Here is a 14634-nt window from a genome sequence, read left to right as displayed (position 1 = left end):
CGTCATGACAGTTCGCCGCCTTTCGCCCGCAGACGCCGGACCGTACCGGGCCTTGATGCTCGAAGGCTACGAGCGCCATCCCGATGCGTTCACTTCAAGCGTGGCCGAGCGCGCGGCGCTTCCGCTGGGTTGGTGGCAGACGCGGCTTGATGCTGCACCGCTGGCGGCTCAGGTCGTGTTCGGCGCGTTCGATGGTGAAGTACTCGTAGGCGCCGCCGGCGTGCAGTTCGAGGCGCGCGAGAAGGCTCGTCACAAGGCCAATCTTTTCGGGATGTATGTATCGCCTGCATCACGGCAGGGCGGGTTCGGCCGCCAACTGGTGCAGGCCATCCTCCAAGAAGCCGGACAGCGTGAAGGCGTCAGGATCGTCCAGCTGACCGTCACCGAAGGCAATGCTGCGGCGCAGACACTCTACGAGAGCTGCGGCTTCCAATCCTTCGGTGTCGAACCTTATGCGGTCGCATTGGGCGACGCATTCCTGTCGAAGATCCACATGTGGCGCTCAGTGGGTCCGCTCGTCACTTCCGGCTGAAGGGCAGCGCGGGCATTCGCGAGATGGCGATCGCCCAGGCAGGACTGACGGGACTGACAGGAATGTCATCTTCTTGTCAGGGTGGCGTCCCCGCCCGCTGCCTAGAGTCGAAGGCATGCGAATACTGTGTCTGGCCCTGGCCGCGTCACTGACGGCTTGTGCCGTCGGGCCCGACTACCAGCGGCCTTCCCTGCCCGAAGGCGTCGATGCGCCTGCCTTCAAGGAAAGTGGCGACTGGAAGTCCGCGACGCCCTCGAGCGTCGACCCGTCCCAGCCTTGGTGGAAGGCTTTCGGCGACACCCGGCTCGATGCATTGATCGAAGAGGCCAACCTCGCAAACCAGGACATCCACGCCGCCGAGGCGCAATATCGGCAGGCGCAGGCGCTGGTGCAGAACGCGCAGTCGGCGCTTTTCCCGACGCTCAACGGCGCGGCGGGTGTGGAGCGGCAGAAGAATCAGACGGTGCTCGGCCCGTCACTCGGCAATTCCCACTCGTGGTCGCTGCAGGCCGGCTGGGAACCTGACCTTTGGGGTCGCGCGCGCCGCGCAGTCGAAGGTGCCAGCGACAACGCCGAGGCGAGCGATGCCGATCTCGCGGCGGCGCGACTGGCGATCCAGGCCGAGATCGCCAACGACTACATCCTCCTGCGAGTGGCCGACACGCAGCAGCAGTTGTATGCGCGCACCGTCGAGGCATATCAGAAGTCGTTGCAGATCACGCGGAGCCAGTACCGCGCGGGCGTGGTGACTCGGGCCGATGTCGATCTGGCCAATACGACGCTGCAGTCGACGCAGGCACAGGCCATCGACATCGAGATCGCACGCCGACAGGCCGAACACGCCATCGCGGTGCTCTTGGGCAAGACGCCATCGCAGTTTTCGATTCCTCCGGACGTGCTCGCGCTCCACCTGCCGCCGGTTCCGTCGCTCGTGCCTTCCGAATTGCTGGAACGCCGCCCCGACATTGCCGGCGCCGAGCGCCGCGTCGCCTCCGCCAATGCCGGCATCGGCTATGCGCAGGCGGCGCGCTACCCGTCGCTCACGCTTAGCGCCGTCGGCGGCTTTAGCGGCGCAGGCCTCGGCAACTGGCTCGCCACGCCGGACCGTGTGTGGGCGCTCGGCGCAGCGCTGGCCGGCCCAATCTTCGATGGCGGGTTGCGCGAATCCCAGGTGGCGCAGGCGCGCGCCGTTTTCGATGCGTCCGCTGCGAAGTACCGGCAAACCGTGCTGGGCGGCTTCCAGGAAGTCGAAGACAACCTGGCCGCGCTCAACCTCCTGGCGCAGGAGCGTGGCGTGCAGGAGGGTGCGGTGACTTCGGCGCGCAATGCCGAGCGCGTGACGCTGACGCAGTTCCGCGCGGGCACGACGCCCTACCTCTCCGTCATCACCGCGCAAACGCTCGCGCTGTCGAACGAACGCACGGCGCTGCAACTGCAAGGGCGCCAGTTCACCGCCAGTGTTTCGCTGATCAAGGCCGTCGGGGGCGGCTGGAACGCGAGCCAGATGCAGGCGAGTGCAGGGGCCAGCCCTGGCGCATCCGGCCCGGTCGCCGCCACAGACAAATGAACAACATGGATACCTCTGCACCTGCCCCCCGCAAACGCCAGCGCTGGTGGATCGCCGGCGCCATTGCGCTGATCGCCGTTTTGGTCATCGCCACCGGCGCCTGGCGCAGGGTCTGGGCGCCGGCTCCTGCGCCAACAGCCGGACCGCCATCGGTGCCTGCGACGACGGCCCGCGTGGCGCAGGAAACCATCCCGATCGCGCGTACCGGCGTGGGCACGGTCATGACGGTCGCATCAGTCACCGTGCGCCCGCGCGTGGACGGTCAGCTCGACAGCGTCGACTTCAAGGAAGGGCAGGACGTCAAGGCCGGCCAGGTGCTCGTTCGCATCGATCCGCGAACCTTCCAGGCGCAACTCGAACAGAGCCTGGCCCAGAAAGCAAAGGACGAGGCGCAACTCGCCAATGCACGGTCCGACCTGAAACGCTATGGCGAGCTGATCAAGGAAGACGCGACCACCCAGCAGACGCTGGACACGCAGCGTGCGCTGGTCAATCAGCTGCAGGCGGCGGTCAAGAGCGACGATGCGCAGATCCACCTCGCGCAGGTGCAACTCGGCTTCACCACCATCACCGCGCCGATCGGTGGGCGCGTGGGCGCGCGGCTGGTCGATCCCGGCAACATCGTGCACGCGGCGGACGCCAACGGGCTGCTGGTCATCAATCAGATCGACCCGATCGCGGTGCAGTTCACGTTGCCGGAGAGCAGCTTCCAGGCCGTGAACCGCTCGCTCAATAGCACGCATCAGCCGCTGCAGGTGCAGGCAATCGACCGCGACACACGCGAGGTGCTCGCGACCGGCAAGCTGGTGCTGCTGAACAACCAGATCGACACCGCGACGGGCACGATTTCGCTCAAGGCACAGTTCGGCAATGCCGAGCACAAGCTGTGGCCGGGCCAGTCGGTTGACGCACGCGTCGTGCTCGGCGAGCGATCGGATGCGCTGACTGTCCCATCGGCGGTGGTGCAGCGCAGTCAGGACGGATTCTTTGCCTACGTGGTCGGGCCGGACGACAAGGTCCGCGTGCAGCCGATCGAGGTGGCGGACACGGTCGATGGCAAGGCAGTGGTCGTCAAGGGCTTGGCAGCCGGTGACCGCGTCGTGACCGACGGCCAGTACCGTTTGACGCCGGGCGCGCGCATCGTGGAGAAGCAGAGCAAGGCACAGGTCGCGACTGTCGGCGGAGGCCAGTCTTGAGCATTTCCGCCGCCTTCATCAAACGCCCGATCGGCACCTCGCTGCTCGCCGCGGCGCTGCTGCTGATCGGCCTCGTCGCGTGGCCGCTGCTGCCCGTGGCGCCGCTGCCGCAGGTCGACTTCCCGACGATTCAGGTCACGGGACGTTTGCCGGGCGCCAGTCCGGAGACCATGGCGGCGAACGTCGCCCAGCCGCTCGAACGACAGTTCTCGTTGATCCCGGGGCTGACGCAGATGACATCGAGCAGCTCGCTCGGGCTCACGCAGGTCACGCTGCAATTCGATCTCGACCGTAACATCGACGGCGCTGCGCTGGACGTTCAGTCCGCCATCAACTCGGCCGGGGGCCAGCTGCCGCAGAACCTGCCGAGCCCGCCGAGCTTTCGGAAGATCAATCCAGCCGACTCCTCAGTGCTGATCCTTGGCGTGCAATCCAAGGTGCTGCCGTTGATCCAGGTCGACGACTATGCCGACAACGTGCTGGCACAGCAGATCTCGCGCATTGCCGGCGTGGGGCTGGTGAATATCTTCGGCGCACAAAAGCCTGCGGTTCGCGTACAGATCGATCCCGCCAAGCTCAAGGCTGTGGGACTGAGCCTGGAAGAAGTGCGCGGCGTGATTGCGAGCACGACGGTGAGCCAGCCGACCGGCACGCTCGATGGCGAGCGCCAGGCCTTCAACGTCTACACCAACGACCAGCTTCTGAAGGCAGCGCCGTGGAACGACATGGTGCTCGCGTGGCGCAACGGCGCGCCCATTCGAGTGCGTGATGTGGGGGTTGCGGTCGACGGCCCGGAGAACACCAAGGTTTCCGCCTGGGGCTATGCCGGCAAGGGCGCGGCCGAAGGCACCGACCTGACCGATGGCCGCGCCATCATGTTGGCGGTCACCAAACAGCCCGGCGCCAATGTGATCGAGACGGTCGACCGCATCCAGGCCGCGCTGCCCAAGCTGAAGGCGGCCATTCCGCCGAGCGTGACCGTCAACACCCTCATCGATCGCACGCAGACCATTCGCGCGTCGGTGAAAGATGTGGAGTTCACGCTCGTACTGTCGATTGCGCTGGTGGTGGCCGTCATCTTCGTCTTCCTGCGCAACTTCACGGTCACGGTGATTCCGAGCTTGACGGTGCCGCTTGCGCTGCTGGGCACGGCGGCGGTGATGTATGTGGTGGGCTACAGCCTGGACAACCTCTCGCTCATGGCGCTGACGATTGCGGTCGGCTTCGTGGTCGACGACGCCATCGTGATGCTGGAGAACATCTACCGACACATCGAGGAAGGCATGTCGCCCATGGAGGCGGCGCTGAAGGGTTCCAGCGAAATCGGCTTCACCATCATCTCGATTTCGGTGTCACTGGTGGCGGTATTCATCCCGCTGCTGCTGATGGGCGGCATCGTGGGACGGTTGTTCCGCGAGTTCGCCGTCACGGTGACGCTGACGATTGCAGTGTCCGTCATCATTTCGCTCACGCTGACGCCGATGCTGTGCGCGCGCTTCCTCAAGCCACACACGGCCAACGAGAAACACGGAAAGATGTACATGTGGTTCGAGCACGGTTTCGACGCCATGCTGAACGGCTACAAGCGCGGATTGACCGTGGTGTTGCGCCATCCGTTCATCACCTTGATGAGCTTCCTGGTCACCGTGGCGGCTACGGTGGCCCTCTTCATCGTGATCCCCAAGGGATTCTTTCCGCAGCAGGACACGGGCTTCATCTTCGGCTCGGCCGACTCCGCGCAGGATTCGTCGTCTCAGGCAATGCACGACCGCATGCTCAAGCTCGCCGACATCATCCGCCAGGACCCCGACGTGACCAGCTTCGGCATGCAGGCGGGGGCGAGCACCTTCAATTCGGGCAACTTCTTCATCGGCTTGCGGCCGAAGGACGAAGGCCGGACCGCCAATGCGGACGAAATCATCGCGCGATTGCGGCCCAAGCTGGCACCGGTGCAAGGCATCACGCTGTTCATGCAGGCCGGGCAGGACATCAGCGTGGGCGGGCGTCTTTCGCGCACGCAGTATCAGTACACGCTGCAGGACTCGAATCTCGTCGAGCTCAACGTCTGGGCGCCGCAACTGCTCGCCAGGCTGCGCCAGTTGCCACAACTCACGGACGTGACCTCCGACCAGCAGAACGCCGCACCCACTGCGATGGTGACCATCGACCGCCAGCGCGCATCCAGCTACGGCATCACGCCGGCCATGGTGGACGCCACCATCTACGACGCCATCGGGCAGCGGCAGGTGGCGCAATATTTCACGCAGCTCAACAGCTACAACGTGGTGCTCGAAGTCACGCCCGAGCTCCAGCGCGATCCGGCGCTGTTCGATCACCTCTACCTGACCTCGCCGATCAATGGCCAGCAGATTCCGCTGTCGACCTTCGTCAAGCTGGACACCAGCAAGACCGGCTACCTGGCGATCAACCACCAGGGGCAGTTCCCGGCCGTGACGATCTCGTTCAACCTGAAGCCCGGTACTTCGCTCGGACAAGCGGTGAATGCGATCAACGCCGCACAAGCCCAGATGGGTGTGCCGCCGACGCTCAGCGGCACTTTCCAGGGCACTGCGCAGGCTTTCGGCGATTCGCTGCGCACGCAGCCCTACCTCATCCTGGCTGCGCTGATCTCGGTGTACATCGTGCTGGGGCTGCTCTACGAGAGCTACATCCACCCGCTGACGATTCTTTCGACACTGCCGTCGGCAGGGGTGGGCGCTTTGCTGATCCTCATGATCGGCGGGTACGATCTGAGCGTGATTGCGCTGATCGGGATCATTCTGTTGATCGGCATCGTGAAGAAGAACGGAATCATGATGGTCGACTTCGCCCTGCACGCAGAGCGCGACAGGGGTATGTCGCCGCGCGACGCGATCTACGAGGCCTGCCTGCTTCGCTTCCGGCCGATCATGATGACGACCATGTGTGCGCTCCTGAGCGGCCTTCCGTTGATGCTGGGCCATGGTTCCGGCTCCGAGCTTCGCCGGCCGCTGGGCTACGCCATGGTGGGTGGATTGATACTCTCGCAGATGCTCACGCTCTTCACCACGCCGGTCATCTATCTCTACCTCGACCGCGCCCACCACTGGTATGTGCGCCGCAAGGCCGCGCGCAAGCAGCAGAAGGCCATCACCACCACAGACACACCCGCTGGAGCCATCGCGGAATGAAAGTGCTGATCGTCGAAGACGAGCGCAAGACGGCCGACTACCTCTACCAGGGTCTGACCGAGCAGGGCTGCGCCGTGGACCTCGCCTTCGACGGCATCGACGGCCAGCACCTGGCCTTGCACTACGACTTCGACGTCATCGTGCTCGACGTCATGTTGCCGGGGCTGGACGGGTTCTCGGTGCTGAAGTCGCTGCGCAGCGTCAAGAACACGCCCGTGATCATGCTGACTGCTCGCGACGGCGTTGCCGATCGGGTGCGCGGCCTTCAGGACGGCGCGGACGACTACCTGGTGAAGCCTTTTTCGTTTCTCGAACTCCTGGCGCGGCTCCAGGCGCTGACGAGGCGCGGTCGCAGCCATGAATCGACGTTGCTGCGCGTCGGCGACTTGCGGGTCGATCTGCTCAGTCGCAAGGCCATCCGGCAGGACCAGCGCATCGATCTCACGGCCAAGGAGTTCGCGCTGCTCGCGGTGCTTGCGCGCCGGCAGGGCGAGATCCTGTCGAAGACGGTGATCGCCGAGCTGGTCTGGGACATGAATTTCGACAGCAACACCAACGTGGTCGAAGTGGCCATCAAGCGCCTTCGCGCCAAGATTGATGCACCCTTCGAGCGCAACCTGCTGCATACCATCCGGGGCATGGGGTATGTCCTGGAAGACCGCGGCGGCTCGGAGTCGGAATGAAGAACTCGATCGCCACGCGGCTGGCGCTGATGTTCGCTGGCGCGGCACTCGTTGGCTTCGCCCTCTTGGGAGGCGCTTTGCATCGCGTGCTTTCGAGCGAACTTGCGCGCCATCAGCAGGCGCAGATCGATGCGCGGCTGGAAGACATGTCATACATGCTTCAGCACGGCCGGGCCGTCAACCTCGGCGAACGTATTCGCGAAAAGCTGGACACCCTGAGCGCTGACGATCCGCGCACCCGCTCGTGGATCTGGAGCGAAGACCCGGCTTTCCGCTATGGCGATGACCTCAATGCAATCGTCGCTGCCGTAGATGCGGGTGAGGACATCGTTCAGCTTCGCACCGGCGATTCGCGGGAACTCCAGCGCTTCCGTGTCCAGGGCATGGCGATTTCGGCGACGGCCTCCCGGCCGGCTGTGCGCTTCATTGCGGGCGTCGACGCCGCCCCGTTCAGCCGCACGCTTCGCACCTTCGAGACAGCGCTGGTGATTCTCACGTTGGCCGGCACGGCCTTGTCCGCGGCTTTGGGCTACTGGATCGCAAGAATCGGCCTCGGCCCCGTGGAGCGGCTGTCCGCGGATGCCCAGCGCATCGGTCCCGACAACCGCGACCAGCGCCTGCAACTGCCGGCGCTCCCACGCGAATTGGCCAAGCTCGGTGCGTCTTTCAATGCCGCGCTGGATCGGCTCGATGCGGCGTATCGGCAACTGGCGACGTTCAGCGACGACGTCGCGCACGAACTGCGCACGCCACTGGCGAACTTGATCGGCCAGACGCAAGTGGCACTGGCCCGCGACCGCGATGCTGCCGAGTTGCGCGAAGTACTGCAATCGAATCTTGAAGAACTGGAGCGGCTGCGCGCCATCGTGGCCGACATGCTTTTCCTGGCGCGTGCGGAGCAGGGCGTGCGTGCGCGAGGTCTCGTCGAATCGTCTATCGCGCAGGAAGTGGGCAAGACCGTCGAGTTTCTGGACATGCTGCTCGACGAAGCCGGCATGACGGTGCAGGTCGAGGGCGATGCCGTAGCGCCGATCGAGAAGTCGCTGTTCCGTCGTGCGCTGACGAACTTGCTGCAAAACGCAATCCAGCATTCGCGTCCCGGCGCCCAGGTGGTCGTGCAGATCGGGCAGCACGACCGCTCCGCTCAGGTGAGTTTCTCGAACCCGAGCCAGCCGATCGAGCCCGACCAGTTGCCGCGGCTTTTCGACCGGTTCTATCGCGTCGACAGTTCGCGCCGCAACAGTGGTGAGAACCACGGCCTCGGCTTGTCCATCGTCAAGGCCATCGCCGTGATGCACAACGGGACGGTGTTCGCGCGGTCCGACGACGGCATCACAACCGTGGGCTTCAGCGTCGCGCTGGAATAGGCTCGCCCCCAGCCTCGCCCACTTCGTGTGGCTCGGGCACCCCCTTCCGGGGGCAACCCCAGCGGCGCGGCTAAGCCGGTTCCGCGGGGTAGCCGCTCTCCCCCAGCCTCGCCCACTTCGTGTGGCTCGGGCACCCCCTTCCGGGGGCAACCCCAGCGGCCCGGCTAAGCCGGTTCCGCGGGGTTTCTCGACTCGGGCATCCAGGCGGTCGCGGGGCGGCGGCCGGGCAGGTGCAGCGCCGCTGTGGCGGGCGGCGTCTCCGCCAGCAATTTGCCCTTGCGATAGACCTTCAGGCGCGTCGCTCGAAGACGGATGGCCTCGATCGGGTCGCGCGCCTGCAGCAGCACGAAGCTCGCGTCGCATCCCGCTTCCAGGCCGTAGCCGTCGAGATGAAGCACCTTGGCGGCGTTGACGGTGACGGCGTCGAAGCACTGGCGAATGCCGCGTTGGCTTGTCATCTGCGCCACGTGCAGGCCCATGTGTGCCACTTCGAGCATGTCGCCCGAACCCATGCCGTACCACGGGTCCATCACGCAGTCGTGGCCGAACGCCACGTTCACGCCGGCGGCCATCAGCTCGGGCACGCGCGTCATGCCGCGGCGCTTTGGATAGGTGTCGTGCCGGCCTTGCAAGGTGATGTTGATGAGCGGGTTCGCGATCACGCTGACGCCGCTTTCGGCAATGAGCGGCAGCAGCTTGCTCACGTAGTAGTTGTCCATCGAATGCATCGAGGTGCAGTGCGAGCCTGTCACCCGCCCTTGCAGCCCGAGCCGTTGTGCCTCGAATGCGAGCGTCTCGATGTGGCGCGACAGCGGATCATCGGACTCATCGCAATGCATGTCGACGAGATTGCCGCGCTCGGCTGCGATTTCGCACAGCAGCTTCACGCTGGCAGCGCCATCGGCCATGGTGCGTTCGAAGTGCGGAATGCCGCCGACCACGTCGACCCCCTTGTCGAGAGCACGCTTCAGGTTGTCGACGCCACCGGGCGTGCGCAGAACGCCATCCTGGGGAAAGGCGACCAATTGCAAATCAAGGTACGGCGCGACCTGTCGCTTGACTTCGAGCAGCGCGTCGACGGCGAGCAGGCTCGGGTCGCTGGTGTCCACGTGCGTGCGAATGGCGAGCAGGCCCTTGGCAACGGCCCAGTCGCAGTAGGCAAGGGCGCGCTCGATCAGAGCATCTGCCGTCAGCAGCGGCTTGAGTTCGCCCCATAGCGCGATGCCTTCGAGCAGCGTGCCGCTTTCGTTGATGCGCGGCAGGCCGTAGCTGAGCGTCGCGTCCATGTGAAAGTGCGGGTCGATGAAGTGCGGCGCGACGAGCAGGCCTTCTGCATCGATCGTCTGGCCAGCGGGTGCTTGTAGTCCAGCGGTCACTTCCGCGATTCGGCCGTCCTGCACGGCAATCGACATGCCGGTCCGGCCGTCAGGGAGGGCAGCGTTCTGGATGAGGAGATCGAGCATCAGCGCTCTCCTTTTCGGTAGGGTTTCATCAGGGCTTGCGGATAACTCGCCTTGCGTGCCACGAGCACTAGCGCCAGGATCGACAGCAGATAGGGAAGCATCAGATATAGCTGATAAGGCAGGAAGGCGTCCCCCGACTGCTGCAGCCGCAATTGAAGCGCATCGAAAAACGCAAAAAGCAGCGCACCAAGCAGCGCCTTGCCCGGCCGCCAGGACGCGAACACCACCAGCGCAACGCAGATCCAACCACGACCATTGATCATGTTGAAGAAGAACGCATTGAACGCCGACAGCGTGAGGAACGACCCCGCTACGCCCATCAGCGCCGATCCGGCGACGATGGCGCCCGTGCGTGTGGCCGCGACCGACACACCCTGGCCTTCGGCCGCCTGCGGATTCTCGCCGACCATGCGCACTGCCAGGCCCATGGGCGTGCGATAGAGCATGTACCCAATGACGGGCACCAGCAGCAACGCGAGCAGCGTGAGCGGCGTCTGCGCCGAAAGCACCGGGATGTGCAGCCATTCCATCGGCGCGAACGGCGTGACCGTGGGCGGCGTGTTGACCTTCGGAAAGCTCACCCGATAGCCGTAGTAGCTCAACGCCGTCGCCAGCAGCGTGATGCCCAGCCCGGAAACGTGCTGCGACAGGGCCAGCGCCACGGTGAGGAACGCATGCAACAGCCCGAATACGGCGCCCGTCAGCGCTGCCACGCCAACGCCTACCCACAGAGGCGCGCCCGCATACACCGCCAGCCAGCCTGCGAAGGCCCCCGCGACCATGATGCCCTCGATGCCGAGGTTCAGCACCCCGGCGCGCTCGCACAGCAGCACGCCCAGCGTGCCGAAAATCAGCGGCGTGGCGATGCGCAGCACCGCCACCCAGAAGGCGGCGTTCGAAAGGATATCGGCGACGTCGCTCATTTCCAGCGGACGCGGTATTGGGTGAGCAAGGTGGCAACCAGCACCGCGATCAGCGACGCCGCAACGATCACATCCGCGATGTAGGTCGGCACGCCGATCGCGCGGCTCATCGTGTCGGCACCGACCAGCATGCCGGCCACGAACACCGCGGCCGCCAGCACGCCCAGCGGATGCAACCCGGCCAGCATCGCGATCACGATGCCGCTGTAGCCGTAGCCCGGCGACATGTCGAGCGTGACATAGCTCGTGCGGCCGGCCACCTCGATCGCGCCCGCGAGTCCGGCCAGCGCACCGGACAGCAGCGCGACCAGCACCACCGTGCGCGTGACCGGCACGCCCGCGAACTTGGCGGCCCGCGCGTTCGCACCCACAGCGCGAATGTCGAAGCCGATCACCGTGTATTTGAAGAGCGCCCAGACGAGCACGGCCAGCGCGCCGGCCCACAGCAGGCCGGTATGAACGCGCGTCTGCGCGATCAGCTTGTCGAGCTCCAGATCCGGCTGCAGTGAAACGCTCTGCGGCCAGCCCATCGCGCTAGGGTCCTTCATGGGCCCGTCCAGCATGGCCGATACGCCGAGCACCACGATGAAGTTGATCAGCAGCGTCGTCACGACTTCGTCGACGCCCAGCTTGTTCTTCATGAGTGCCGGGCCGAGCAGCAGCAGGGCGCCCGCAACAGCGGCGGCCAGCATCATCAGCGGAAACAGCAGCCAGGTCGGGAGATCGAATCCGGTACCGCCATGCAAGCCGCCCACGGCGACGGCGGCAAGCGCGCCCGCGTAAAGCTGGCCCTCGGCGCCGATGTTGAAAAGCCGCGCCTTGAAAGCCACGGTCGCCGCCAGCCCGGTGAGGATCAACGGAATGGCGCGGGTCAGTGTCTCGCTCCACGCGAAGACAGAGCCGAAGCCGCCCTGAAGCACCAGCGCATACGTACGGCCGACGGGTGCGCCGGCCCAGAGGACGAGCAGCGCGCTCACCAGCAAGGTGAAGGCCACAGCGCCGAAGGGTGCGAGTACCAGCGCCGTGCGCGAAGTTCCCGAGCGTCGCTCGAGCCTCATGCCCGCGTCCCGGCCATCGCCAGCCCGATCGCCTCGCGCGTCCAGTCCGATGCCGCGCGGGGTTCAACGAGCTGGCCGCCGTGCATGACCGCAACGCGGTCGCCGAGCGTCAGCACCTCGTCGAGATCATCTGAAATCAGGAGCACCGCAGCGCCGGCATCGCGCGCCGCGATCAACTGCTGCTGCACGTACGCGACCGCGCCGATGTCCAGCCCCCAGGTGGGCTGGTGCGCAACGATGAGTCGCGCGACCCGGCTCTGCGCACTGGCCGAGGCGGGCGCCAGCAACGCACGACCCAGGATCAGTTTCTGCATGTTGCCGCCCGACAGCGACCGCGCAGCCGAATCGAGTCCGCCGCCTCGCACGTCGTAGGCCTTCTCGACGTTGCGTGCGTGCGCCTTCGCGGCTGCGCGCCGGACCCAGAGCCAGCGCGAGAAAGCGCGGCCGCGCAGCCGTTCCGACACGGCGTTTTCCCACACCGGCAGGTCGCCCAGCACGCCGATGCCGTGCCGGTCTTCCGGAATGCGCGCGACACCGCGATGCACCAGCCTGGCAGGGGAGGCGGGCAGGACGCGCCCCATCAGCTTGACCGTGCCTTCCGTCGCGCGTCGGGTGCCGCTCAGGAGCTCTGCGAGTGCCACCTGTCCGTTGCCTGAGACACCCGCGATGGCAGTGATTTCGCCGGCACGCAGCGTGAGCGTCACGTCGTGCAGGCGATCGTGTCCGTCGCCGGCCGTGCCAACACGGTCGAGCACGCAGACAGCTTCGCCGACGCGTTGGGCGGGACGTCGCACCGTGCCCTCGATCGCATGCCCGACCATCCACAGCGCGAGCTGCGCCTGCGTGGTCTCGCTGGTGCGCGCCTCGGCCACCAGCTTGCCGCCGCGCAGCACCGCGACGCGATGCGACACGCGCAACACTTCGGCGAGCTTGTGGCTGATGAAGATGATCGACAGCCCCTGTGCCACCATCTGCGCCAGCGTATGAAACAGCGCCTCGCTCTCCTGCGGCGTGAGCACCGCCGTCGGCTCGTCCAGGATCAGGATCCGCGCATCGCGGTAGAGCGCCTTCACGATCTCGACCCGCTGCCGCTCGCCGACCGACAGACTGCCCACCATCGCGTCCGGCTGGACCGCAAGGCCGAAGCGCTGCGCTACATCCAGCAGCCGTGCACGTGCGGCGCTGCGCCGCGAGAAGGGCTGCCATAGCGGCTCGGTGCCCATCAGAACGTTGTCGAGCACGCTGAGGTTGTCGGCCAGCGTGAAATGCTGATGCACCATGCCGATACCCGCAGCCAGCGCCACCTTCGGATTACCTGGAGCGAGCGGCCGGCCGAACACCTCGATGTCGCCTTCGTCGGCCACGTAGTGTCCGAAAAGGATGGACATCAACGTCGACTTGCCCGCGCCGTTCTCGCCCAGCAATGCCAGCACCTCTCCAGCCCGGAGGTCGAGCGAAATGCCGTCGTTGGCCACCAGCGCACCGAAGCGCTTGGTGATGCCGCGCAGGGACAGGACTGTCACCGGCAGCTTCCCGCGCGTCTCACTTTGCCGTGGATTTGGGCTGGCTGTCGTCCACCTTCACCGTGAACTTGCCGGCAAGAATGTCGGACTGCCGGGCCCTGACCTTCGCGACGATATCGGCCGGCACCTTGGTGTCGAAGGTGCCGAGCGGCGCCAGCTCCGAGCCCTTGTACTTCATCATCGAATACTGGCCGTAGTCCTCGGCAGTGAACTTGCCTTCTTTCACGAGCTTGATCGCGCGATCGGCCGAAGGCTCGAAATTCCACAGCGCCGAAGCGACCACCGTGTCGGGGTACTTGTCCTGCGTGTTGATCACGTTGCCGATGGCGAGCTTGCCCTTTTCCTTGGCCGCGTCGCTGACTCCGAAGCGCTCGGCATACAGCACATCCGCGCCCTTGTCGATCATGGCGAAAGCGGCTTCCTTGGCCTTGGGCGGGTCGAACCAGCTGTTGATGAAGCTCACGCTGAATTCCACCTTCGGATTCACTTCCTTCGCCCCGGCCATGAAGGCGTTCATCAGGCGATTGACCTCCGGAATCGGGAAGCCGCCGACCATGCCGATCTTGTTCGTCTTGGTCATGCCCCCGGCGACCATGCCGGAAAGATAGGCCGGCTCCTGGATGTAGTTGTCAAACACCGCGAAATTCGGCGCCTGCGGCTTGAGCGACGACCCCATCAGAAAGGCCGTCTTCGGAAAATCCTTCGCCACCTTCCGCGCCGCCGCCTCGACCCCGAACACCTCGCCGAGGATCAGCTGATTCCCCGCCGTCGCGTACTCCCGCATCACGCGTTCGTAGTCGGCGTTGGCGACATTCTCCGTCGCCGTGTATTCGATTTCCCCCCGAGCCTCGGCGGCCTTCAGCGCCTTGTGGATACGCCCCACCCATTGCTGTTCGAACGGCACGGTGTAGACCGCCGCCACTTTCAGCTTGGCCTGTGCAAGCGCGAGCCCCGGCACCCCCGCCGCCAAAGCAACGGCAAGCGCGACCGAACGAACAACCAACTGCCGGCGTGATTTCAAAGTCTTCTCCTCAGTTAAACATCCTAAAACCACCCACAACCCAATTCGCGAAACACCGCGGAACCGGCTCTGCCGGGCCGCCGGTGTTGCCCCCGGCAGGGGGTAGGCGAAGCGACCCGAAGTGCGCGCAG

The 14634-nt window shown here is 65.6% G+C and carries 11 protein-coding genes; 6 read left to right on the top strand and 5 right to left on the bottom strand.

Features of this window, described 5'->3' with window-relative positions:
* The first annotated feature begins 4 nt into the window (after positions 1–4).
* From AC1DEK_RS01210 to AC1DEK_RS01185, 6 genes are all read left to right on the top strand, one after another.
* Positions 5–532, top strand: a complete 528-nt coding sequence (locus AC1DEK_RS01210; RefSeq protein ID WP_478123374.1) for an N-acetyltransferase family protein — start codon at positions 5–7, stop codon at positions 530–532.
* A 115-nt stretch (positions 533–647) separates the two neighbouring features.
* Positions 648–2099 (top strand): efflux transporter outer membrane subunit, encoded by a 1452-nt coding sequence (locus tag AC1DEK_RS01205; protein WP_478123373.1) that lies wholly within the window; start codon positions 648–650, stop codon positions 2097–2099.
* Between the two features lie 5 nt (positions 2100–2104).
* Positions 2105–3295, top strand: coding sequence for an efflux RND transporter periplasmic adaptor subunit (locus tag AC1DEK_RS01200; RefSeq protein WP_478123372.1), 1191 nt, complete (start codon positions 2105–2107; stop codon positions 3293–3295).
* The gene (locus tag AC1DEK_RS01195) at positions 3292–6465 is read left to right on the top strand and encodes an efflux RND transporter permease subunit (RefSeq protein ID WP_478123371.1); all 3174 of its coding nucleotides are present in this window, start codon (positions 3292–3294) and stop codon (positions 6463–6465) included. The genes AC1DEK_RS01200 and AC1DEK_RS01195 overlap by 4 nt, the downstream gene beginning before the upstream one ends.
* On the top strand, positions 6462–7148 hold the full coding sequence (locus tag AC1DEK_RS01190) for a heavy metal response regulator transcription factor (protein ID WP_478123370.1): 687 nt from the start codon (positions 6462–6464) through the stop codon (positions 7146–7148). The genes AC1DEK_RS01195 and AC1DEK_RS01190 overlap by 4 nt, the downstream gene beginning before the upstream one ends.
* Complete coding sequence (locus AC1DEK_RS01185; protein ID WP_478123369.1) at positions 7145–8515, top strand: heavy metal sensor histidine kinase; 1371 nt, start codon at positions 7145–7147, stop codon at positions 8513–8515. The genes AC1DEK_RS01190 and AC1DEK_RS01185 overlap by 4 nt, the downstream gene beginning before the upstream one ends.
* Before the next feature lie 164 nt (positions 8516–8679).
* Here AC1DEK_RS01185 and AC1DEK_RS01180 read toward each other — a convergent pair whose 3' ends face one another.
* From AC1DEK_RS01180 to AC1DEK_RS01160, 5 genes are read right to left on the bottom strand one after another with little or no spacing between them, the layout of a single operon-like run.
* Entirely contained in the window at positions 8680–9978 is a 1299-nt protein-coding gene (locus tag AC1DEK_RS01180) for an amidohydrolase family protein (RefSeq protein WP_478123368.1), read from the bottom strand.
* Positions 9978–10901, bottom strand: coding sequence for an ABC transporter permease (locus AC1DEK_RS01175; RefSeq protein ID WP_478123367.1), 924 nt, complete (start codon positions 10899–10901; stop codon positions 9978–9980). The genes AC1DEK_RS01180 and AC1DEK_RS01175 overlap by 1 nt, the downstream gene beginning before the upstream one ends.
* Complete coding sequence (locus tag AC1DEK_RS01170; RefSeq protein ID WP_478123366.1) at positions 10898–11959, bottom strand: ABC transporter permease; 1062 nt, start codon at positions 11957–11959, stop codon at positions 10898–10900. The genes AC1DEK_RS01175 and AC1DEK_RS01170 overlap by 4 nt, the downstream gene beginning before the upstream one ends.
* Entirely contained in the window at positions 11956–13482 is a 1527-nt protein-coding gene (locus AC1DEK_RS01165; RefSeq protein ID WP_478123365.1) for an ABC transporter ATP-binding protein, read from the bottom strand. The genes AC1DEK_RS01170 and AC1DEK_RS01165 overlap by 4 nt, the downstream gene beginning before the upstream one ends.
* 19 nt (positions 13483–13501) lie before the next feature.
* A complete protein-coding gene (locus tag AC1DEK_RS01160) occupies positions 13502–14503 on the bottom strand; it encodes a BMP family protein (RefSeq protein WP_478123364.1) in 1002 nt (333 codons plus the stop codon).
* Positions 14504–14634 lie beyond the last annotated feature (131 nt).

Source organism: Variovorax sp. 10N420 (genome assembly GCF_056394705.1).
Note: the sequence above shows the minus strand (reverse complement) of the source record. Positions and strands in the feature narration are given on the sequence as shown.